At 49.3% G+C, this 22,097-nt stretch carries 25 protein-coding genes; 21 read left to right on the top strand and 4 right to left on the bottom strand.

Going from position 1 to position 22,097, the window contains the following annotated elements; all coding sequences use genetic code 11:
* From spoIIIAF to spo0A, 21 genes are all read left to right on the top strand, one after another.
* Window positions 1–912: a stage III sporulation protein AF gene (gene spoIIIAF / locus MKX74_RS16445; RefSeq protein ID WP_341179156.1), complete on the top strand. Its 912-nt coding sequence runs from the start codon at window positions 1–3 to the stop codon at window positions 910–912.
* 28 nt (window positions 913–940) lie between these two features.
* Window positions 941–1,591, top strand: coding sequence for a stage III sporulation protein AG (spoIIIAG, locus tag MKX74_RS16440; RefSeq protein ID WP_018886386.1), 651 nt, complete (start codon window positions 941–943; stop codon window positions 1,589–1,591).
* Between the two features lie 206 nt (window positions 1,592–1,797).
* Window positions 1,798–2,598 carry a SpoIIIAH-like family protein gene (locus MKX74_RS16435; RefSeq protein ID WP_341179155.1) on the top strand — a complete coding sequence of 267 codons (801 nt, stop codon included), beginning with the start codon at window positions 1,798–1,800 and terminating at the stop codon, window positions 2,596–2,598.
* A 255-nt stretch (window positions 2,599–2,853) separates the two neighbouring features.
* Window positions 2,854–3,333: an acetyl-CoA carboxylase biotin carboxyl carrier protein gene (gene accB, locus MKX74_RS16430; protein ID WP_018886384.1), complete on the top strand. Its 480-nt coding sequence runs from the start codon at window positions 2,854–2,856 to the stop codon at window positions 3,331–3,333.
* Window positions 3,334–3,381: 48 nt separating this feature from the next.
* Complete coding sequence (gene accC / locus MKX74_RS16425; RefSeq protein WP_025681654.1) at window positions 3,382–4,725, top strand: acetyl-CoA carboxylase biotin carboxylase subunit; 1,344 nt, start codon at window positions 3,382–3,384, stop codon at window positions 4,723–4,725.
* A gap of 216 nt (window positions 4,726–4,941) precedes the next feature.
* On the top strand, window positions 4,942–5,352 hold the full coding sequence (locus tag MKX74_RS16420; protein WP_018886382.1) for an Asp23/Gls24 family envelope stress response protein: 411 nt from the start codon (window positions 4,942–4,944) through the stop codon (window positions 5,350–5,352).
* Between the two features lie 69 nt (window positions 5,353–5,421).
* Complete coding sequence (gene amaP / locus MKX74_RS16415; RefSeq protein WP_341179154.1) at window positions 5,422–5,964, top strand: alkaline shock response membrane anchor protein AmaP; 543 nt, start codon at window positions 5,422–5,424, stop codon at window positions 5,962–5,964.
* A gap of 14 nt (window positions 5,965–5,978) precedes the next feature.
* Window positions 5,979–6,212, top strand: a complete 234-nt coding sequence (locus tag MKX74_RS16410; RefSeq protein ID WP_341180595.1) for a DUF2273 domain-containing protein — start codon at window positions 5,979–5,981, stop codon at window positions 6,210–6,212.
* 208 nt (window positions 6,213–6,420) lie between these two features.
* Window positions 6,421–6,873, top strand: a complete 453-nt coding sequence (gene nusB, locus MKX74_RS16405; RefSeq protein WP_018886379.1) for a transcription antitermination factor NusB — start codon at window positions 6,421–6,423, stop codon at window positions 6,871–6,873.
* A gap of 146 nt (window positions 6,874–7,019) precedes the next feature.
* Entirely contained in the window at window positions 7,020–7,877 is an 858-nt protein-coding gene (gene folD, locus MKX74_RS16400) for a bifunctional methylenetetrahydrofolate dehydrogenase/methenyltetrahydrofolate cyclohydrolase FolD (RefSeq protein ID WP_028588986.1), read from the top strand.
* Between the two features lie 10 nt (window positions 7,878–7,887).
* Window positions 7,888–9,264 (top strand): exodeoxyribonuclease VII large subunit, encoded by a 1,377-nt coding sequence (gene xseA, locus MKX74_RS16395; RefSeq protein WP_341179153.1) that lies wholly within the window; start codon window positions 7,888–7,890, stop codon window positions 9,262–9,264.
* Window positions 9,242–9,499, top strand: a complete 258-nt coding sequence (gene xseB / locus MKX74_RS16390; protein WP_028588988.1) for an exodeoxyribonuclease VII small subunit — start codon at window positions 9,242–9,244, stop codon at window positions 9,497–9,499. Before xseA ends, xseB begins: the two co-directional genes overlap by 23 nt.
* Window positions 9,496–10,401, top strand: a complete 906-nt coding sequence (locus MKX74_RS16385) for a polyprenyl synthetase family protein (RefSeq protein ID WP_341179152.1) — start codon at window positions 9,496–9,498, stop codon at window positions 10,399–10,401. Before xseB ends, MKX74_RS16385 begins: the two co-directional genes overlap by 4 nt.
* Window positions 10,402–10,538: 137 nt before the next feature.
* Window positions 10,539–12,437: a 1-deoxy-D-xylulose-5-phosphate synthase gene (gene dxs / locus MKX74_RS16380; RefSeq protein ID WP_018886374.1), complete on the top strand. Its 1,899-nt coding sequence runs from the start codon at window positions 10,539–10,541 to the stop codon at window positions 12,435–12,437.
* Between the two features lie 19 nt (window positions 12,438–12,456).
* Complete coding sequence (locus MKX74_RS16375; RefSeq protein ID WP_341179151.1) at window positions 12,457–13,386, top strand: TlyA family RNA methyltransferase; 930 nt, start codon at window positions 12,457–12,459, stop codon at window positions 13,384–13,386.
* 170 nt (window positions 13,387–13,556) lie between these two features.
* Window positions 13,557–14,513 carry an IS30 family transposase gene (locus MKX74_RS16370; RefSeq protein ID WP_028591466.1) on the top strand — a complete coding sequence of 319 codons (957 nt, stop codon included), beginning with the start codon at window positions 13,557–13,559 and terminating at the stop codon, window positions 14,511–14,513.
* A 340-nt stretch (window positions 14,514–14,853) separates the two neighbouring features.
* Window positions 14,854–15,333, top strand: a complete 480-nt coding sequence (locus tag MKX74_RS16365) for a hypothetical protein (protein WP_341179150.1) — start codon at window positions 14,854–14,856, stop codon at window positions 15,331–15,333.
* Window positions 15,334–15,359: 26 nt separating this feature from the next.
* Window positions 15,360–15,809, top strand: coding sequence for a transcriptional regulator AhrC/ArgR (ahrC, locus tag MKX74_RS16360; RefSeq protein WP_018886371.1), 450 nt, complete (start codon window positions 15,360–15,362; stop codon window positions 15,807–15,809).
* Between the two features lie 22 nt (window positions 15,810–15,831).
* Window positions 15,832–17,571, top strand: a complete 1,740-nt coding sequence (recN, locus tag MKX74_RS16355; RefSeq protein ID WP_341179149.1) for a DNA repair protein RecN — start codon at window positions 15,832–15,834, stop codon at window positions 17,569–17,571.
* Window positions 17,572–17,669: 98 nt separating this feature from the next.
* On the top strand, window positions 17,670–18,851 hold the full coding sequence (gene spoIVB, locus MKX74_RS16350) for a SpoIVB peptidase (RefSeq protein ID WP_341179148.1): 1,182 nt from the start codon (window positions 17,670–17,672) through the stop codon (window positions 18,849–18,851).
* A gap of 202 nt (window positions 18,852–19,053) precedes the next feature.
* Window positions 19,054–19,857: a sporulation transcription factor Spo0A gene (gene spo0A / locus MKX74_RS16345; RefSeq protein WP_018886368.1), complete on the top strand. Its 804-nt coding sequence runs from the start codon at window positions 19,054–19,056 to the stop codon at window positions 19,855–19,857.
* A gap of 141 nt (window positions 19,858–19,998) precedes the next feature.
* On the opposite strand, the gene MKX74_RS28235 is transcribed toward spo0A, so the two are convergent.
* Genes MKX74_RS28235 through MKX74_RS16330 form a run of 4 tightly spaced genes read right to left on the bottom strand, consistent with a single transcriptional unit; the run spans window position 19,999 to window position 22,048 of the window.
* Entirely contained in the window at window positions 19,999–20,175 is a 177-nt protein-coding gene (locus MKX74_RS28235; RefSeq protein WP_445667276.1) for a GNAT family N-acetyltransferase, read from the bottom strand.
* A gap of 11 nt (window positions 20,176–20,186) precedes the next feature.
* On the bottom strand, window positions 20,187–21,071 hold the full coding sequence (locus tag MKX74_RS16340; protein ID WP_169445793.1) for an IS3 family transposase: 885 nt from the start codon (window positions 21,069–21,071) through the stop codon (window positions 20,187–20,189).
* Window positions 20,993–21,337 carry a helix-turn-helix domain-containing protein gene (locus MKX74_RS16335; protein ID WP_028592002.1) on the bottom strand — a complete coding sequence of 115 codons (345 nt, stop codon included), beginning with the start codon at window positions 21,335–21,337 and terminating at the stop codon, window positions 20,993–20,995. Before MKX74_RS16335 ends, MKX74_RS16340 begins: the two co-directional genes overlap by 79 nt.
* Window positions 21,338–21,391: 54 nt before the next feature.
* Window positions 21,392–22,048 (bottom strand): GNAT family N-acetyltransferase, encoded by a 657-nt coding sequence (locus MKX74_RS16330; RefSeq protein ID WP_341180594.1) that lies wholly within the window; start codon window positions 22,046–22,048, stop codon window positions 21,392–21,394.
* Between the last annotated feature and the right edge of the window lie 49 nt (window positions 22,049–22,097).

The raw sequence follows: 22,097 nt of genomic DNA, 5'->3' as shown, positions 1-22,097 counted from the left end.
ATGTCCTGGCTCGGCGAATGGTTGAAGCATGTGATCCTGATTGTGCTGCTGGCTACCTTTGTAGATCTGATTCTGCCGAGCCGATCCATGGAGCGCTATGTGAAGCTGGTGCTTAGCTTACTCATTTTATTCACACTGCTGTCGCCGATTGTTGAATTACTACAGTTCCGGGGTGCCCAAGAATTGAAGCAGGTTCTAAGTGCCCAGCTGGACAGGGGGCAACGCCAACAGGGGGCACAGCCTTCGCTGGAGCAGATTCTAGCAGAGGGGGAGAAGCTGTATCAGACACAGGAAAAGGAGGCGCTCGATTGGGCAGGCAAGCAGGTCGCAGCCATGATGAAGGAGCAGGTGGAGGAGCACACAGGCCAGCGGGTGCAAGCGGTCGAGGTAGCCTTCACCCCAGTGCAGGACAAAGCGACGGGGGTTCGGACCGGGACGGAGATTACCGCTGTTCGTGTACGAATGGATCACACATCGTCAGTCGGCGCACCCAGGGGGAGCCTGGATAAACAAGACACCCAAGCTGTGAGTTCAGATGCCGGCACAACCGTTGCAAGTGAGACCAATTGGCACGGTTCTGGTGTCCCCCCCAATGCAAGTGTAGTTGCGGGAGGGACGGAATCGCTAGCCCCAAACGAGGAGGATACGGCCATCGCCATTGCTCCGGTGGAGAAGATCAAGATTGAGGTGAGCACTTCGACCATTGGCTCTGATCAAGCACAGGAGAGTACCACATCAGGTGCCCAGTCTTCGGATGCTAGGGGAGTACAAATGGATGGGCGCCAAGAAAAGACAGAATCCACTCCAGCTACCTCAGATGATGAGGACCTCCAGGGGCTCGCGGATTGGCTGGAACGGACCTGGGGACTGAAGCGCGGGATGGTACAAATTCAAGGCGGATCACAGCTCTAGCAGTAGATCGAATCGGGAGGTGAAGAAGGTGGGGAAATGGCAGAATTGGCTACAGCGATGGATTGGGGATGGGCCTGGCGGAGCCAAGCGCTCCAGCACGTTTCGCTGGCTGCTCATTCTGGGGCTGGTCGGGGTCGCGATCATGCTGTTCTATTCCTTCGTGAATGTCAAGACGATTGATCTGGAGAATGTAGGCCGTGAGCCCCCTAATCAGACAGGGTCTGCCGCGGTGATGGAGCCTTCTGTGACGGAGGAGAATCCCTTCGCTGCGATGGAAAAGACATTCGAAGATAACATGAAGTCCATGTTGGAGCAGATAGTAGGTGTAGGGGCCGTAGATGTCATGGTCACTGTCGACTCCACTGAGGAGCTAGTGGTTCAGCGCAATGTCAAGGATTCACAGCAGCAGACAGAGGAGACGGATTCGAATGGTGGCAAGCGACATATGACGCAGTACACAAGAGACGGTGAGATCGTGACCTATGAAGGCACAGGGGGGAATACCCCGATCATTACGAAGAAGATCAAGCCGCAGGTGCGCGGCGTTCTGGTGGTGGCGAAGGGAGCCGAGAACCGGATCGTCAAGCAACTGATTACGGATGCCGTACAAAAGGGACTGAATGTACCGACTTACAAAATCTCCGTAGTGCCTCGCAAGCAGGGTGAGCCAGGTTCTTGACCAAACATGATGATCTATAGGGCATCCATAAGAGCACTTATCTTGAATAGGATTGACGAATATTAAGGATTAAGAAGACATGTGATCCATGCAGGCACAGTTTTGTGTCATGTGGTGTGATTAGAAGTCCGATAAAGGAAGCCAATCGCACCTAAAATGCTCTAGAAATGTTGTAAACGATAACGAATGACAGGAGGAAGTAAGGAATGAATAACAAAAGACAAACAATATGGTTGGTGTCCATGCTCAGTCTCATGGTGGTGCTCTCTGCGTATTATCTCTTTACAGAAAGCCCTGCCCCTGATAACCCTCCCGTGGCTGATAGCGAGCAGGTGACGGATCTGAATGCTTCGGCTGCACAAGAGACAACAACCGGTGATTCGTCCACTCCGGATGGACTTGTTATTAATGAAGTCGTAACGGACGGAATCACGTCGACCAATCAGGAAGATGGCACAACAGGAGCAGAAGTTCAGGGAGCAGGCGAATCGCCAAGCACGGCTGGGACTCAGGATCCAACCGCGCCAGATAAGACAACGATAACAGATAAGGAGACTACGCCGCAGAGTACCGCTACAACAGAGCAGCCGCAAGCGACAGCCAAGACAGATGACCAGGTGCTGAAAGAAGTAGCAGCTGATCAGAACGCCAAGCCGACGGCCGCAGCTGTCATTGACGATTACCTGCTTGAGCGGGATGTGAGTAACCAGAAGAAGCATGAAAAGTTAACAGCTGCAATGAATGACAAGGCTTCGGAGGATGCAGCCGCAGCACAGCGTGAGCTTCAGGCTCTGGAGGATAAGCAAGCCAAGATTACCGGTATCGAAGAGGAACTGCAGCAGCAATACGCCAGTGCCGTCGTACGGGAGGAAGATAATGACAAGTACAAGGTCGTTGTCCTGAGTGACAAGATGGATGCGAAGCAGGCTGTAGGTATTGTGGATCGGGTGATGAAGGAATTGAATGTAACACAGGACAAAATCAGTGTACAGTATGTGGCCGAGTAACCAGATCAGCCTCCACAGAGGTGCCCGGGGCGGGTTCTTCCCCGGGCTCTTTCCATTTTGAACTATTGTGATATAATACATAAAGCTATCGTGTTATACTGGCAACCATTACGCGATGAGCGGTCATTGGCCGTTCTCCATTTGTACATACCGGTGTTGATCCGGGACACAGTTGCATGGCTCCAATATGGATAACGCCATAATGGACAAGACTGTGACAGAGCCAGCAGAATGCTGAAGGAGTGATTAATTGATATGTTTAATTTGAATGAGATTAAAGAGTTGATCAAGCTGGTTGACGAGACTTCTGTGCAAGAACTTGAGATTGAGAATGAAGGAACACGTCTGTCGATTCGCAAGCCTGGGCGTTCCGAGGTTGTGACTGTGCAAGCTCCACCTGCAGCTATTCCTTACGTTCAGACTGCAGCACCTGTACAGCAGGCTCCTGCTCAAGCCACTGGTGCTTCTATCCCGGCAGCTGAGTCGAATGATAACCTACATAAGATCGTATCGCCAATGGTCGGTACCTTCTACCGTTCTGCTTCCCCTGAAGCAGCTCCTTACGTGAGTGCTGGTGACAAAGTGAATGAGAAGACTACAGTATGCATTATCGAGGCCATGAAGTTGATGAACGAGCTCGAGGCTGAAGTGAAGGGCGAGATCGTCGAGATTCTGGTGGAGAACGGTCAACTGGTGGAGTACGGTCAGCCGTTGTTCCTGGTCAAGCCTGAGTAAGCGTCTGTAACGGGCAGAGAGATATCAATGCTCTAAGGAGGAAATATCATGACTTTTCATAAAATACTGATAGCGAACCGCGGTGAGATCGCGGTTCGCATTATTCGTGCGTGCCGCGAAATGAACATTTCTACAGTAGCTGTATATTCCGAAGCCGATAAGGATTCACTGCATGTCAGACTCGCAGATGAAGCTTATTGCATTGGACCTGTTTTGTCCAAGGATAGCTATTTGAATTTTACCAATCTGATGAGTGTAGCTACATTGACAGAATGTGACGCGATCCATCCAGGCTATGGATTTTTGGCTGAGAACGCTGATTTTGCTGAGATCTGCCAATCCTGCAATATTACATTTATCGGTCCTTCTCCAGACGCGATTACTCGCATGGGGGACAAGGCAGTAGCCAAGCAGACAATGAAGGATGCTGGGGTACCTGTTATACCTGGCTCTGATGGCTTGGTAGAGGATATGAATGAAGCGATTATGATCGCAAAGGATATTGGTTATCCAGTTATTATCAAGGCTACAGCAGGTGGCGGCGGTAAGGGGATCCGGATTGCTGATAATGAGGAAATGCTCATACAGCAGATCACGACTGCTCAGCAAGAGGCCCAGAAGGCTTTCGGGAACGCAGGTGTGTATCTTGAGAAATTCCTGACTGGCATGAAGCACGTCGAAATCCAGATTATCGCTGACAAGCATGGTAATGTCGCACATCTGGGAGAGCGTGATTGCTCCATCCAGCGTCGCCGTCAGAAGCTGATTGAGGAAGCCCCTTGTCCGGTACTAGATGAGGAGACTCGTGCACGCATGGGTGAGGCTGCTGTTCGTGCAGCCAAGGCTGTTAACTACTCTGGTGCAGGGACACTTGAATTCTTGCTCGGTCCGGATAATAACTTCTACTTCATGGAAATGAATACACGCATCCAGGTAGAGCATCCAGTTACGGAGATGATTACTGGTGTCGATCTGATCAAGGAAATGATTTCGGTCGCTGAAGGCAATGTCCTCTCCTTCCGTCAGGAGGATGTCGTTATGAACGGCTGGTCCATTGAATGCCGCATTAATGCGGAGGACCCGGATCGTAACTTCATGCCGGCTCCTGGTAAAGTTAACTTTTACCTCGCACCAGGTGGTCCAGGTGTACGGGTAGATAGTGGGGCATATCCGGGCTATAGCATTCCTCCTTACTATGATTCCATGATTGCGAAGCTGATCGTATGGGGAAGCACAAGAGACGAGGCTATAGCCAAGATGAAGCGGGCCTTGTCCGAGTTCATCATCGAAGGTGTACCGACGACTATTTCGTTCCATCAGCGTTTATTACAGCATCCAACCTTTGAAAAGGGCGACTTCGATATCAAATTCCTGGAGGAAAATGAGGTCTAAGCTGCATCGGGCTAACTAGTATCGCTGAATAGCTGGCAAAGCTACATTTTTTAAAAAAATTGCCGGTAATTTGGCGGTATTATGCCTTTGCAAGCAGTCCGGGATTGCTTGTGTGCGAAGGTTTGTCATAATGTTTACCAAATGATATAGTATGAATAATAAGTACATGCGTCGCATGAACGATGAACTTATGTTCCCGAAAGGTGTGTTGAGCGAATGAGCACTGTGCCAACTGAATTTGAACGTACTGAGATTGGCGAGATTCAGATTGCCCCTGAGGTCATTGAGGTGATCGCAGGACTGGCAACGGTAGAAGTTAAAGGTGTAGCAGGGATGAGTGGCGGACTCGCAGGCGGATTCGCAGAGCTTCTGGGACGGAAGAATCTGTCCAAGGGTGTTAAAGTGGAAGTGGGTCAGCGTGAGGCAGCCGTGGACGTCTCCGTTATTATCGAATACGGGAACCGTTTGCCAGAAGTTGCTGCTCAGATTCAACATAACGTCAAGCGTTCGATTGAGACCATGACAGGATTGAACGTAGTGGAGGTCAACGTGCATATCCATGACGTTCAATTCAAATCGGCTGTAGAGAAAGTGGAAGAGACTGATCTGACTGGACGGGTCAAATAAGCATTGTCACTGAAAACCCCCGACCTATGGGTCGAGGGTTTACTCTAATTTTAAGGAGGCTGTGCTCTTGTGGCTAAAATTATTGACAGGCTCCTGCTGTTCATCTACAGCTTGAGCATCGGGGTAATATCTATTGCAGCCATCTTCCTCCTAAGCGGAACGAATATCGGCTTTAGTCTAAGCTATATAGATGAGTACAACCTCCAGATTGCAGGGTATGTCATTGCAGGCGTGTTGCTGCTGATCAGTCTTCGCTTCTTTTACATCTCCATTCGTCGGGACAAGTCTTCTACCCCTTCGATCGATCAGCGTACAGAGCATGGAGATATCCAGATCTCTATGGACACGATTGAGAATCTGTGTCTGAAGGCGGCTGCCAAGCATCGCGGGGTAAGTGATCTGAAGGCGCGCATCAGGGTGGTGGAGTCTGGTCTGGATATTACATTGCGTGCAGTAGTGGATGGTGACATGTCTATTCCGGCATTGACGTCGGATATCCAGAAGGGTGTACATGACCATGTAGAAGAGATTACTGGTATTCCCGTATCGAGTGTGTCTGTCTACATAGCTAATGTCACAGCTTCTCCAAGCTTCAAGAGCCGGGTGGAATAGAGGTGATCTCCCTGATACAGTGGAAGGAAGTATGGGATCAATACAAGGGCCGAATCATAGGCGTTGTAGCAGGAATTTTTTTCGGCTTTATTTATTTATGGTTTGGTTTTTGGGATATGCTGTTCTTTGTACTATTGGTGTTCATAGGATTTACGCTAGGCAGACGAAGCGATACCCATCTGGGCTCTCTCATACCGTGGAGAGTGATTGGTGAATGGCTGAATGACCGATGGCGTCCGTTCAAATGAGACCTGTAATACGCTTTCTCCAGAAGGCTTGAGCCGCAGCTACATTGTACCCCTTGAACCATGGAGAGAGCTATTACAGGTTTTTTTGTATAGCATGCTTGGTATCATGGGAGCAGGCATGTGAGTTGGAACATACTAGATGTGTAACTATGCTTCACAAGAGGTTGGCAAGAAATCAATGCAAGAGCAGATGCTCAGGAGGCAATGTATGAAGAGACGTTTGGCAAGGGAATTGACGGTACAGAGCATGTACCATATGGAAATGAACGAAGTAAGCGCCGCAGAGGCCATCGAGATGCTACTACAGGAAGCTGCAGCGGACAATGAGTCCGAAGTGGTCCTGAGCGATACAGCGAAGCTGCGTGATTATGTACAAAAGCTGGTCGAAGGTGCATGGGAGCACCGCAAGGCGCTCGATGAGCTGTTGGCCGAATACCTGAAGGGCTGGCAGGTTAGCCGTCTGTCTCGTGTGGATCGTCAGATTCTCAGATTGGCGGCTTATGAGATGGTCTTTATGGATGATGTGCCTGCCAAAGTAGCGGTCAATGAGGCCATTGAATTGTCCAAGCATTTCGGCACCGAGGAATCCGGAAAGTTCGTTAATGGAGTCCTGGGTCGTATTATTCAAGAGCTAGAGCAACTTAAAAGCAGAAGATCTTAATGGTTGGATGGTCATCACGTAATCAAGGTACAAGGTAGACCCATAGAGCTATATGCATTGATCTGGGTACGAGTAAACTGGCATTCAAGCATTCAAGAGTATCCTATTTACAATCAGATGATATCTTGCGAGGGAGAGTGTACACCATGGCAGCACCGATTATTAATGGCAAACAAGTATCTCAGGAGATTCTTGGCGATATCGCCAAAGAAACAGCAAAGCTGAAGGAGCAAGGCGTGCAACCGGGGCTGGCTGTAGTGCTCGTCGGAGAAGACCCTGCTTCCCAGGTCTATGTCCGTAGCAAAGAGAAGACCTGTCTAGATTTGGGATATCATTCGGAGGTTCATCGTCTTCCAGCTGAGACAAGCCAGGAGGATTTATTGTCACTGGTCGCTGAGCTGAATGCCAAGCAGGAAGTTCATGGGATTCTCGTGCAGCTGCCGCTGCCTGCCCATATGGATGAGAAGGCGGTCATTAATGCAATCGCTGTGGAAAAGGATGTCGACGGCTTCCACCCAATCAATGTCGGTAATCTGGTCATTGGGGATGATAGTCTGTTGCCGTGTACACCGGCAGGGGTCATTGAGCTAATCAAACGTGCAGGTATTGATTGTGCTGGCAAGCATGCAGTTGTCATCGGACGCAGTAATATCGTCGGTAAGCCAGTATCTCTGCTGCTCCAACGTGAGAATGCCACTGTTACGATGTGCCATTCCCGCACAGCTAATATGAAGGAGCTCTGCAAGCAGGCGGATATTCTCGTCGTTGCGATCGGTCGTCCCAAATTCGTCGATGCGAGCTTCGTGAAGCCCGGTGCGGTTGTCATTGATGTGGGCGTGAATCGCCTGGATAATGGCAAGCTTGCTGGCGATGTTGACTTCGAGAGCGTACAAGAGATATCTGGTCCAATTACCCCAGTACCAGGTGGAGTAGGTCCTATGACGATTACCATGCTGATGCAGAACACCCTGATTGCGGCTCGTCGTGCAAGCGGCCTGAAATAAGGGGCTGACTATGGGAGAGCAGAAAATCTTCTCGATCAAGGATCTGAATCGATATATACGCATGAAGCTGGAGTCCGATTCCATGCTGTCCGATGTGTGGATTCGCGGGGAGATATCCAACTTTACCCACCACTCCAGCGGTCATATGTACTTTACGCTGAAGGATGAGAGCAGTCGGATCAAGTCGATCATGTTCGCTTCTCACAATCAGCGTCTGCCGTTCGTGCCAAAGGAAGGTGCCCGGGTCATCGCTCGCGGTAACGTATCGGTCTATGAGCGTGACGGGCAGTATCAGTTCTACGCAACGCATATGCAGCCGGACGGAATTGGTAGTCTGTATCTTGCCTATGAGCAGCTGAAGAAGAAGCTGCAGGAGGAAGGGCTATTTGCCCCTGAGAGAAAGCGTCCTCTGCCACGTATTCCGGCTGTTATTGCTGTTGTGACCTCACCTACTGGAGCAGCGGTACGTGATATTCTGATTACACTTCGTCGCAGATATCCACAGGCAGCGGTGCATCTGTACCCTGTTCTGGTGCAGGGTAAGGGAGCGGCCCCATCCATTGTGAAGGCGATTGGGACGGTGAATCGACTGGCTGAAGCCGATGTCATGATTGTGGGACGCGGAGGTGGATCACTTGAGGAGCTGTGGGCATTCAACGAGGAGATCGTAGCTCGGGCAATCTATAGCTCAACAATTCCTGTCATTTCTGCGGTAGGACATGAGACGGATTTTACGATAGCTGATTTTACGGCAGATCTACGGGCTGCTACACCTACAGCAGCAGCAGAGCTGGCTGTACCTGACATTCGTGAGCTATCTGATCAAGTGCGTCAGTTCGTGTCGCGGATGAATACGGCAGTGCAGCGCCGAGCAAGGGCTGAGCGTGAACGGCTGCAGCGACTGCAGCGTTCGCCTGTGCTGGTATTCCCGCGCAGGTATATGCTGCAGCATGCTGAGCGAATCGACGGTCTGCGTGAACGACTACGTCGTGCGGTTCAAGGACGTGCGAGACTTCATGTAGAGCAAAATGCGCGTCTGAGGCATGCGCTGGAGCGGCATAACCCTCGCGAGCAGGTGCAGGGAGCAAGACGGCAGCTAGATGGTCTGCGTCGCCAACTGGAGCAGGCCATTCGTTCCGGAACCAAGGAGCAGACAGCCAGACTGGGGGCCCATATCCGCCATCTTGATGCCTTGAGCCCGCTCAAGGTCATGGGCCGGGGTTATAGTCTGGTGTATGACGAGCAAGAACGTACACTCATCAAGTCACTTACCGATGTACAACCAGGAGACATGGTAAAAATTAAGCTGAGCGACGGGCAGCTCGACTGCCAGGTCTGGGGAATGAAGGAGGACGTGAAGAGCAGTGGCGAAGGAAACGGAGCTTAAATTTGAAGAGGCGATGGCCGCCTTAGAGGATATTGTCGGAAGACTTGAACACGGAGATGTGCCGTTGGAGCAGGCGATTGAGCTCTTTCAGCAGGGCATGAAATTATCTCAAGTGTGCAGTACCAAGCTGGAGCAGGTCGAGCGCAAGATTGAAATGATCGTAGAGGAGGACGGCGAGCTGCGCAGAAAGCCGTTCGGTGGGAACATCGAAGAGGGCGAGGGTGAGAATCTTTGAGTACGCAGCTGTCCTTTAAGCATTATTTACAGCAGACCGCAGAGGCGGTCGAAGGCGCATTGCCGCATATTTACCCTGCACATTGGGACATTCCTGTCTTGCTCAAGGAAGCCATGCATTATTCCGTAATGGCTGGCGGCAAACGCTTGCGTCCAGTGCTGGTATTAGCCGCAGCAGAAGCTTTTGGAGGTAGTCAGGAGGCTGCTATGCCAGTAGCCTGTGCTGTGGAGGTTGTTCACACCTATTCGCTGATTCACGATGATCTTCCTGCCATGGATGATGATGATCTGCGCCGTGGCAAGCCTACGAACCATAAGGTATATGGAGAGGCTGCCGCTATTCTGGCTGGCGACGCCTTGCTTACACATGCATTCTATTGCATTATTCAGGCAGGCAGACAAGCTGGCGTATCGGCCGATGTGCTGCTCGCGATCGTAGAGGAGCTGTCTGAAATGGCCGGAGCTCGTGGCATGGTCGGCGGTCAGGTTGCAGATATGTCTGGCGATCAAGGGATTACAAGCCTTGAAGAGCTTCAGTACATTCATCTGCATAAGACGGCGGATCTGATTATCTTCTCTTTACTCGCGGGTGGGCGAATAGGTGGTGCGAATGACCGACAGCTGGAAGCGCTGCGAACGTTCGGGCGTGATATCGGCTTGGCCTTCCAGATCCAGGATGATATCCTGGATCTGACCGGAAGCACGGACAAGCTGGGCAAATCAACACAAAGCGATGTAAAGCAGCAAAAGGTAACTTATCCTTACTTTATTGGGCTAGATGCCTCAGCGGCGGAAGTCGAGCGACTTACGCACTCTGCCAAGACAGCGATTGTGGAGGCTGGCATCCCAGATCCGACGCGCCTGCTGGAGCTTGCGGACTATCTGATGAAGCGCGATCATTAAGCTTGGGGAGTGAATAGCCTCAAGCGTGAGTCGTGGCTGTTAGAGTCGCACATTTTTGTGTGATATAATATGGATTATGTATTACATCAGGCAACATTAACAGATTCGACTACTTGAAGGAAAGCGGGGAGATTCGCGTGCTGCTTCCACACATAAAGCAACCAAGCGATTTGAAATCATTGTCTGTTGATGAGTTGGCTTCTCTCTCGGAGGAAATCCGGACATTTTTGGTGGAGAAGCTGTCTGTCACCGGAGGGCACTTGGCATCGAACCTGGGAGTGGTTGAGCTCACGGTCGCCCTGCATTATTGCTATGACAGTCCACAGGACAAAATGATCTATGATGTCGGGCATCAAGCTTATGTGCATAAGATACTGACGGGTCGTATGGACCGTTTTGATACCCTTCGTCAGCATGGAGGATTGTGCGGCTTCGTCAAGCGAAATGAAAGTGAGCATGATGTATGGGAGGCTGGGCATAGCAGTACTTCCCTGTCTGCTGCGATGGGGATGGCGTTGGCCCGTGACCTTAAGGGCGAGGACAACAAGGTCATAGCTGTCATTGGCGATGGAGCCTTGACAGGAGGTATGGCCTTCGAGGCCCTGAATCATATTGGTCACGAAGGCAAGAAGCTCATGGTCATTCTTAACGATAATGAGATGTCCATTGCTCCGAATGTCGGGGCTATGCATAATTATTTGAGCAAGATTCGATCTGACCGGCATTATCTAAGAGCGAAGGATGAGCTGGAGCTATTATTGAAGCGTATTCCAGCGATTGGGGGCAAGCTCGCCAAGTCCGCTGGACGGGTCAAGGATAGTCTGAAATACATGATGGTACCAGGCGTGTTGTTCGAGGAGCTGGGCTTCACTTACCTAGGCCCGGTAGATGGTCATGATCTGCCTAAGCTCATTGAGACCTTCCACCAAGCGGATAATGTGAATGGCCCTGTGCTGGTACATGTCCTGACAACTAAGGGCAAGGGCTACAAGCCAGCGGAAGCAGATTCGCATAAATGGCATGGCATTTCGCCTTACAAGATCGAGTCTGGTCAGGTGCTCAAGTCTGTGGGGAACCCGATGTATACCGAGGTATTTGGTCAGACACTTATCGAGCTTGCGAAGCAGGATGAACGCATTGTCGCAGTAACGCCAGCAATGCCAGGCGGTTCAGGTCTGGTGCCGTTCTCGAAGGAGTTTCCCGACCGGATGATTGATGTGGGAATTGCCGAGCAGCATGCTGCGACGATGTGTGCAGCTCTGGCGATGGAGGGAATGAAGCCGGTCTATGCGGTGTATTCTACCTTCATGCAGCGCGCTTACGATCAGATCGTTCATGACATTTGTCGGCACAATGCCAATGTCATGTTCGCGATTGACCGTGCAGGCTTCGTCGGTGCTGACGGAGAGACTCATCACGGGGTCTATGACGTGGCCTTCATGCGCCATATTCCGAATCTGGTCATGATGATGCCGAAGGATGAGAATGAGCTGCGTCACATGATGAAGACAGCTCTGGATTATAATGACGGACCGATCGCATATCGCTACCCTCGTGTTAATATCTTGGGCGTCCCGCTGGATGAGGAGCTAAAGGCGATTCCAATCGGTTCATGGGAGTATCTGCGGCAAGGCGAAGGTTATGCAATTATCGCCGCAGGGCCGATGCTGCAGGTTGCGACGGAAGCTGCTGACATCCTCAAGCGTGAGGGTCTACAGGTGCATATTATTAATGCCCGCTTCTTCAAGCCACTGGACGAGGAGCTTCTGCTGGAGCTTGCCCGCCAGGGAACGAAGCTGGTAGTTCTCGAAGAAGCGTCCGAAGCGGGTAGTCTGGGAAGCGCTGTGCTGGAATTCTATGCAAGACAGGCAAGCTTCGATATGCATATTCGTTTGCTGGGCATACCGGATTGCTTTGTAGAGCATGGCTCCATCAAGGAGCAAAGGGCTGAAGCAGGACTTACAGTTGAGTCAGTATGTGCAGAAATACGATCCCTTGCTACAACCCAGACCTTCGGCTACGGGCAGTCAGTATAAGCAAGAATAGGGGTTAAATATGTCAGTTCCAAAAGAACGTATAGATATTCTGTTAGTCGAGCAAGGCTTCTATGACAGCCGTGAGAAAGCGAAGGCGGCAATTATGGCCGGGCTTGTGCTGGCTGGAGGAGAACGGATCGAGAAGGCAGGAATGAAGGTTCCACGCGATAGTGAGCTGAAGGTAAAGGGTGCAGTACACCCATACGTCAGTCGTGGGGGATTGAAGCTGGAGAAGGCCATTCGGGAGTTCCAGCTTCAAATGGATGGAAGAGTGATGCTGGATATCGGTTCATCTACTGGTGGCTTTACGGATTGCGCGCTTCAGCACGGCGCATCCTATGTGTATGCCATTGACGTTGGATACAATCAGTTGGATTGGTCATTGCGCAATCATGAGCAGGTCTGCGTCATGGAACGAACGAATTTCCGATATACACAGCCGCAGGATTTGACGGGCCCAACTCCTGATTTTGCGAGTATTGATGTCTCATTTATCTCCTTAAAAATCATACTTCCTCCACTCATGAACCTGCTGAAGCGCCCGGCGGATATCGCGGCTCTCATCAAGCCACAATTCGAGGCGGGCAGGGAGAAGGTTGGAAAATCCGGTGTCGTGCGTGATTCAGCGACGCACCGTGAGGTTCTGACAACGATTCTGAATTATGCTTCTGAGCTTGGATTGTCACTTCAAGGTCTTACTTTCTCACCGATTACTGGCGGCGAAGGTAACATCGAATTCCTTGCTCATTGGAGATTGGAGCCGGAGGATCTAACGGAGGGTGAGGGTTCGGGGATTCACGCTACTTCTGATACAGATGTTGATATGATTGCAGAAAATGATGAAGCAATTATTCAGAATACTGCAGTTCGTGACCGAAAGGAACTGATTGATCAGGTTATCCGGCAAGCTAGTGAGACTTTTCAGGCAAGTGGTTCACGTACGAAGTAACAAGGGTTCTCAAGGGTTCTCGTTATGGGCTCTTGAGAGCTCTTTTTTTGTAAAGACGGATTGTAATATGAAGTGCGACACCTACTGGAAATAAATATACCAAAGAGCCCATGGCCGGATTCGTGTAGAATGAAGGTTCCTACACCACATTCACACAAGGAGAATCCACCATGAGCTACACACATCTTAGCATAATCGAGCGAAGCAAGCTAGAAATCCTCCACCAGCAGGGGAAAAGTACCAGAGCGATTGCCAAGGAACTTGGCAGACATCATGCCACCATTGGCCGTGAACTCCGCCGAAATGCAGCAGAACACCCGTACTGCGCGGAGAACTCGCAAGAGGGCTATGTCCAGCGCCGTAAGGCGTCAGTTTCCGGAGGTAAGTGGAATCTAGAACTGGCGAGTCGCATCGAAGAAAAGCTTCAGGCGACCTGGTCTCCGGAGCAAACCGTAGAGCGATTGCGTCAGGAGGGTCAAGCGATGGTATGTTTTAAAACGATCTATCGCTGGCTGTATACAGGCCGTTTGGTAAAAGGCGTGCTTACGGTTTTACGGCACAAAGGTAAACGGCAGAGACCTGCAGAGACACGCGGCAAGTTCGCTGTGGGTAAGGCCATCTCTCAGCGTCCGAAAGTGGTTCGTTCCCGGGAGACCTTCGGCCATTGGGAGCTCGATACAGTCGTCTCAGGCCGTGGGAAAAGCAAGGGCTGCTTGGCCACGTTTATCGAACGCAAAACCCGCTTGTACACCGCCATTCGGATGCCAGACCGTACCGCGTTGTCCATGGAGATTGCCTTTGGTGTAGCGGCCTCACAGTATCCTACCCATGCATTTCAAACCGCTACCGCAGACCGTGGCAAGGAGTTTGCCTGTTACGCCAGCTTGGAAGCTACTCATGGCGTACAGGTGTATTTCGCAGATCCGTATTCCTCCTGGCAACGCGGCTCGAATGAGAATGCCAACGGCCTCTTGCGAGAGTTTTTCCCCAAGGGGACCGATTTCGCGCAAATCACGGATGAAGCTCTGGAAAACGCTCTGCACTTGATCAACCAAAGACCACGTAAATGTCTGGACTGGAGGACCGCTCACGAATCCTTTTCAGAGGAACTGTCGCACTTGGCTTGACAATCCGTCTAAAGAAAAAAGCAATTCAGTTTGGTGGTTGATAAAAGAACGCATGTTCGCTTATAATATGAATCAAGAGAACAAGGAATTCGGACGAACTGCCTAGAATGAATACTAGGTGGGCAGCTAGATTAGTAAGAAAGTCATCCGTATAAGGATATGGTAGAAAACGCAGTGCATAATGCTGAATAATTATACCAATGATGTCATCCGATCACATATTCTCTATCACATCTGGACATAGCTTGAATAGAAGCGCTTGGAAAGACGAGGTCGCAGATTGACAACTAAGATGAGCAAGCACGACTGCTAACTAAGCTGAAAAGGTGGATACAGTCGAATGGACACGGGTTATGATTCAATACTCATGGTGTGCATAGCAGCAGGCTTACTGATCTGGGGCTATGTTGGACTGAGATACTGGCTGGAGCAGCCACGACGACGCCAGATGGAAGCGATTCCCCTTAATAACGAGATTCAGCCCGGGCCTGCGGTCGATATACTGGAGAAGGCTGGTTATGAAGTGGTAGGCGGCAAGATGAGGATTCCGCTCGCTTTTCTTATCGACAAGGAGACGGTGCACAGTCGGCTATATATGGATTACATAGCTGTAATGGATGACGACACATATATGGTGAAGACCTCAAGACGCAAGCAGCCGATGGAATGGAGCGGACCAGAGATGAGGGATAAGTATCTGTCGCTCATGCTGATCTATCCCAGCTGTGCGGGAATCCTGTATGTCGATACAGATCAGGAAAGCATCAAGCGAATAGTCCTTGCGGAGGACCATGACCTGGAAATGTATGATACGGAGTAGAACAGAATGAACACGGGAGGAATTATATGAAAGGCCAACGACATATCAAGATCCGAGAGATTATTACGAATCAAGAGATTGAGACACAGGACGAGCTGGTGGATGCGTTGCGTGCTGCAGGATTTCAGGTAACGCAGGCAACGGTATCTAGAGATATCAAGGAACTGCTGCTCATCAAAATCCCCATGGATGATGGCAGGTATAAATACTCGCTTCCGACGGACCAGCGTTACAATCCCGTACATAAGCTGAAGCGGGCCTTGGTAGATAACTTCCTGCATATTGATATTACGGGAAATCTGATCGTCATGAAATGCTTGCCGGGTACGGCAAATTCGATTGCAGCTCTGCTGGATAATATCGAATGGCCTGAGGTCATGGGAACGATCAGCGGCGATGATACGATTTTGATCATTTGCCGTACAGATGAGAATAGTGTAACTGTCCGGGAACAGATTATGGCTTATATTTCCTGACACGCTAGAGGAGGACTAGACTTTGCTGGTATTATTGTCCATACGTAATTTGGCTGTTGTTGAATCGGTAGATGTTCATTTTCATCAGGGCTTTCATGTTCTTACCGGAGAGACCGGCGCAGGTAAATCCATTATTATAGATGCTCTAGCCTTAATCGCAGGCGGGCGGGCGACTGCAGATCTGGTTCGCTTCGGCTGTGAGAAGGCGGAGATGGAGGCCCTGTTCGAGCTGCCCTCCAATCATCCGGTCTGGCATACACTCGAGCATCTTGGTATACAGGGCACCCCCGAGGAGCATCTGCTTATAAGAAGGGAAGTTACCGTCCAAGGCAAGAGCACATCCCGGATTAACGGACAAATGGTGAATCTGAGCATGCTTCGTGAAGTTGGCGAGCAGCTGGTGAATATTCATGGTCAACATGAGCACCAGAATCTGCTGCGGCCTGACAGCCATCTGGCGCTGCTGGATACATACGGAGAGCCAACCATCGGACCCGTGAAGCAGCGCTATAGACAGCAATATCAGTCCTTTGTACAGGCGGAGAGGGAGCTTAGGGAGCTACAGGCTTCTAGCCAGAAGTCATTTCAATTACTTGATATGTATCGTTTTCAACTGGAGGAGATTGCTGCAGCTCAGCTACAATCCGGTGAGGATGAATTATTAACCGAAGAACGGGTCAAGCTATCTCATAGTGAGAAAATGATGGGAGCCGTGGCAGGAGCGTACGATCTATTGCATAGTCGTGGATTAGACGCGGCAAGTCATGCAGCCATCATGATACAGGATATTGCTTCGTATGACAGCAAGGAATTGGCGCCCATTGCGGAGCAGATTCAATCTGCTTTTTACCAACTGGAGGATGCAGCCTTTCAGCTCCGATCCTATCAGGAGAATATTGAATTCAATCCAATTCGACTGCAGGAGATCGAACAGCGACTGAATATGATTATGGGACTAAAGCGTAAGTACGGCGAAAGTGTTGAGCATATATTGCAATATTACCAGCAAATTGAGCAGGAGACGGATACGCTGGAAAACAAAGATGAGCGGCTTGACCAGTTAACTAAGCGTCGCGACGAATTGCTACATGAGCTATTAAGCACTGCTGATGAACTTACACAGGCTAGAAAGATGATCGCTGGAGAATTAGCGGCACAGGTCGAGCAAGAGCTCAAGGATCTGCAAATGGGACGAACATCTCTGCAAGTACGCATTGAGCCTATGGAGGATCCGAGAGGCTATGAATGGAATGGACGAAGATTGCGTCCAACCAAGCAGGGAACTGATAATGCAGAGTTCCTGATCTCGGCCAATCCGGGTGAGCCGATGCGGCCGCTCAGCAAGATTGCTTCTGGTGGCGAGATGTCCAGAATTATGTTGGCGCTGAAGAGTATATTTGCTCGGCACGATCAAGTGCCAGTGCTAATCTTCGACGAAGTTGATACCGGAGTCAGCGGAAGAGCGGCACAGTCCATTGCGGAAAAGCTGTTCCGTCTGTCTTCGATCTGTCAGGTGTTCTCCATCACACATTTGCCGCAGGTGGCTTGCATGGCTGACAGTCAGTATTTAATCGAGAAGAACATATCCGATAATCGCACCATGACGCATGTAGAGGAACTGTCTGAGCAGGGCAGAATCAAGGAGTTGGCCCGAATGCTGGGCGGTGTCGAGATCACTGAAAAAACCTTACATCACGCGCAAGAAATGCTCAATTTGGCTGCAGCCAAAAAGGAGGAAAACAGGCACCGGGACAATGATTGACAGTAATAAAAGCCTGGGGGCGAGGTTACCTTATAGGTACGCAATTGGCGACGACCTTTTCTCGTCAAGCGAAAGAAGCAAAGGGAGCGTGACAGCCATTGAATTTCAACTTCAGGAACAACCTGCCCGGTCTTTTGCTTGTCCTGCTATTATGTATGGTGGGTATCCTCATGTCCCAGCACGGTACTGCATCTGCCGCAGCAAGTTCTCATAGTGCGAGTACGTGGGGGACCATTCCGAAATTATTATTACAACATTCCAGTGGAAGAGCCGAGCTAAGCCGACTGCCAGAAATAAAGGTGTATCCTGGTGGACAAACAATTGGTGTCAAGGTAAAATCTGACGGCATCCTGGTCGTAGGACATCATCTGGTCAAAGGCGATAAAGAGCCATTATCTCCCGGTGAAGCTGCTGGCATCCGACTTGGAGATCGGATCACACGTATTAACGGTACAGTTCCAGATAATCTGATGTTGGTATCTCAGGCAGTAGAGCAGGCTGGAAAACAGCATATCCCGCTTCAAATTACTTTGCAACGTGGCAGTGAACGTATACAGACTAAACTGATGCCGGCTTATGACCGTGAGGACAAGGCATGGCGCCTAGGTTTGTATATCAGGGATTCTGCAGCAGGGGTAGGAACGCTGACCTTTTTTGCTCCTGATCACGGTGTATATGGGGCACTTGGCCATGTCATTACAGACATGAATACGCAGACCCCAATTGTCGTAGGCAGTGGTCAAATTGTACAATCGAATGTAACCTCCATCTCGAAGAGCCAAAATGGAGAGCCGGGCGAAAAACGAGCTCATTTTATGAAGAATAATAAGGTCTTAGGGACGATTGAACGTAACACGCAATTCGGCATATTTGGTAAAATGGCACTTCAGCCTGAGCATAGCCTGTATAAGCAACCCATACCGGTAGGTTGGGCAGAGGAAGTAAAGGAAGGTCCAGCTGAAATATTGACGGTTGTAGACGGTCAGTCCATTCAGCGCTTCAAGGCAGAAATCGTTCATGTAGCCAATCAAGGCTCACCAGCAACGAAGGGTCTGGTAGTTCGAATTGTTGACTCCAATCTCATTGCAAAGACTGGTGGCATCGTACAAGGTATGAGCGGTAGCCCTATTATCCAGAATGGCAAGCTCATCGGGGCTGTGACTCATGTATTCGTGAATGATCCTAAGTCCGGTTATGGATGCTTCATCGAATGGATGCTACAGGACGCAGGCGTAGTTACTCACAAGCAAGGAGCGCTCAAAAATCTTAAGGCGAGCTGATGCCTTAAGATTTTTTTTGTCGAAATGCTACAGATAAGATCGAAATTTCAAATAAATTATTTATTATAAAACAACTAGCGAAAAAAATAAATAAAAATAATTTTCGACAGAAGGAATTCAATAAGTAATGTCGAAACTATATACTCCGAAGAAAAATACATGATAACCCAAATTCCTGTCAGAGAATAAAGGAGGAAGCACATTGCAAAAAATCGAAGTGCTGTTGGCTGATGACAACCGGGAGTTCACGAATTTGCTTGCTGAATATATATCGGATCAAGAAGATATGGAAGTAACAGGTATCGCCTTTAATGGTGAAGAAGTGCTCCAGCGGATTGAGGAGCTGCATAAGGTTCCTGATGTGCTGATTCTGGATATTATCATGCCTCATCTGGATGGACTTGGTGTCCTCGAGCGCTTGCGCGAGATGAATCTTTCTCCTCAGCCCAAAATTATTATGCTGACAGCTTTTGGGCAAGAGAACATTACACAGCGAGCTGTCCAACTAGGAGCATCTTATTATATCCTCAAGCCATTCGATATGGAGGTACTGGCGAACCGCGTAAGACAGCTGGTGGGCCTGCAATCCGTAAGCTCGGCTTCAGCCTCGATCTCCAATCTGAAGTCGAACGTGGTTCCAATGGGCAAAACCAAAAATTTGGATGCGAGTATCACCTCCATCATACATGAAATCGGCGTACCTGCGCATATTAAAGGATATCAGTATCTACGTGAAGCGATCACGATGGTGTACAACAACATTGAGATCCTGGGTGCCATCACGAAGACCTTGTATCCAGCCATTGCAGAGAAGTTCAAAACAACGCCAAGCCGCGTTGAACGTGCCATCCGCCATGCCATTGAGGTAGCTTGGACACGTGGTAACATCGACTCCATCAGCCACCTGTTTGGCTACACCATCAACATCAGCAAGTCCAAACCTACGAACAGCGAGTTCATCGCGATGGTTGCTGACAAGCTGAGAATTGAGCATAAGGTGAGCTGAAAGGATTAGCTTCAACGCATAACATTGAAATATACATTTCAGTCTATATTTGAGTTTTGCTCATCAATAGAACAATAGAACCCGTCAATGATGGTTAGAACGTCTAAGCATCATTGACGGGTTTTTAGGTTGGGTACTGGCTTACTTTCTTACGAACACAGAGTATCTTTCTGGATTTGCAAAACCTACTTTTCCAGCCAGTCGAATAGAGGCCGTATTATGAATATCACAGTCCCACTTTGGTGTTAACTCTCGCTGTAGACACTCCATTATAAAAGCCTCTGCGTTAAACTGGTCAAGACCCCATTTAGTGGACATTGAAAAAACACCTAAGCTAGAAACTGGCGTCGGTACTCTACCGGCGTCAGTTTGTTTAATTTACGCTGTGGTCGTCTTCGGTTGTAAAAACGTATGTATTTCTCAATTCGTCTTTGTGCCTCTGCCAGATTTCGTATATCATAGGGATAGAGTCCTTCCGTTTTGAGATGCGAGAAGAAACTCTCCATGGAGGCGTTGTCTAGGCAATTGCCCCGGCGAGACATGCTGATTTGGGCGCCAACCTTTGGCAGCATGTCGTGGTAAGCATGAGACGTGTACTGGAACCCTTGGTCGCTGTGAACGACCAATCCGGTCACGTCTTTTTGCTTTGCAAATGCCTTGGCAAAGGTCTGGAGGACCAGCTCATTGTCGTTACGTTCGCTAAGTTGGTAGGCCACAATCTCGTTATTGAATAGGTCTTTGACTGCTGAGAGATACAACCAGCGTTCGCCTACCCGGTATTGAGTCACATCCGTCACCCATTTCTGGCTTGGTTTTTCGGCTGTGAAATTTCGCTTAAGCAGATTATCAGCTACACGCTCGGCAGCCTGGTATGTCATATTAAATCGACGTTTCCGGCGAATGCTGGCTTGAAGACCGAGCTTTTGCATAAGGCGCAGCACCTTTTTGTGATTCATCCATACACCTTCATCCTGCCACAAGAACAGCTGGATCTGCCGGTAGCCATACCTTCCTTCGTAGCGTTTATACACCGTGCGGATGAGTCGTTTAGCACCGGCGTCTGGGTCGTTGTTCTTCCGCTTCAAATATGCGTAGTAACCACTTCTAGAGACGCCAAGGAGTTGGCAGTATTCAGCTACTTGGCCGATGTCCGCTGCTTGCTCAATGAGCTTGAAGCGCTGTTCTTTCCCTCCCGCATCCAGATTTCCAAACACTTTTTTAGCATCGTATTCTCCCGTTTCAACTGCTGAACATATCGCTCCTGATCTAAATATTCTTTCCGCCTTCCTCGTTGATCCAATAGACCAAACTCACCTTTCTCACGGTATTTTCGCATCCAACGCTTCATCCGACCCTGATCTTGGATTCCGAAATGATCGTTGATCTGCCGATACGTCCACTTTTCCTCTACGTGCAGGCGAATTGCCTCCACCTTGAGTTCCTCGGAATACGTCTTAAACTTTTGACCTTTAATAGCCATTAAAAATGCACCCCCTAGAAATTCATCGGTTAAACCAAGGGGTTTTTCCAATGTCTATTCTAAGGGGTGCACTTCAAACTGAGCCAGTCCTTTACCTCTAAACTGATCATTTGTCGCAATATCCACTTCTGCAAACGCTGACGATGAGAAAATGGAGATACATTCACTGGCATGTACGATGCTTGAGATGTCACCCTGAGTTATACAGTAACCGAAGCCTTTTTTCAAAAAACGTTCTACTGAGCCCCAATATTTGATTACATATGACTCATTAAAATCACTACTGTGCCGGAGGGTATCCTCATGGATCTGCTTACATTGAAAATCGCTGGCTAAGCTTAAAATGCTTCTCCCTCCAAAGTCGTTCTCATTAAAACGAAAAGAGAACCTTTGTAGTGACCTTAGTTCTCCCGCGAATAATTCATTAATTCTGTCATCCCATGCCTGGGTCGGAGAGAATAGAGTGAATCTCTGGTTAGAATTTTTTCTCTGCATAAATGTTTGTACCAGTAGGTCAGAAAAGTGATCATTTTGTTCGTCTCCCACAGCTACATATATACCCGAGTTAGTCCCAATCAATAAGGAACCCTCGTCGCTAACGATATCTCCAGCAATATAATTATCTAATACAGAGTAAGCAAAAGTAGGGAGAACCTGATCCTTATTTTCTTCAATTATATTCCTGCCGATCATAACCGCGTTCTCTAACATATCCAACAAGCTTCCTTTCACGATGCAGCGTTAAATATTCATTTTCTAT

It is taken from the genome of Paenibacillus sp. FSL K6-1230 (genome assembly GCF_038002385.1).
Taxonomy (GTDB): domain Bacteria; phylum Bacillota; class Bacilli; order Paenibacillales; family Paenibacillaceae; genus Paenibacillus; species Paenibacillus massiliensis.
Note: the sequence above shows the minus strand (reverse complement) of the source record. Positions and strands in the feature narration are given on the sequence as shown.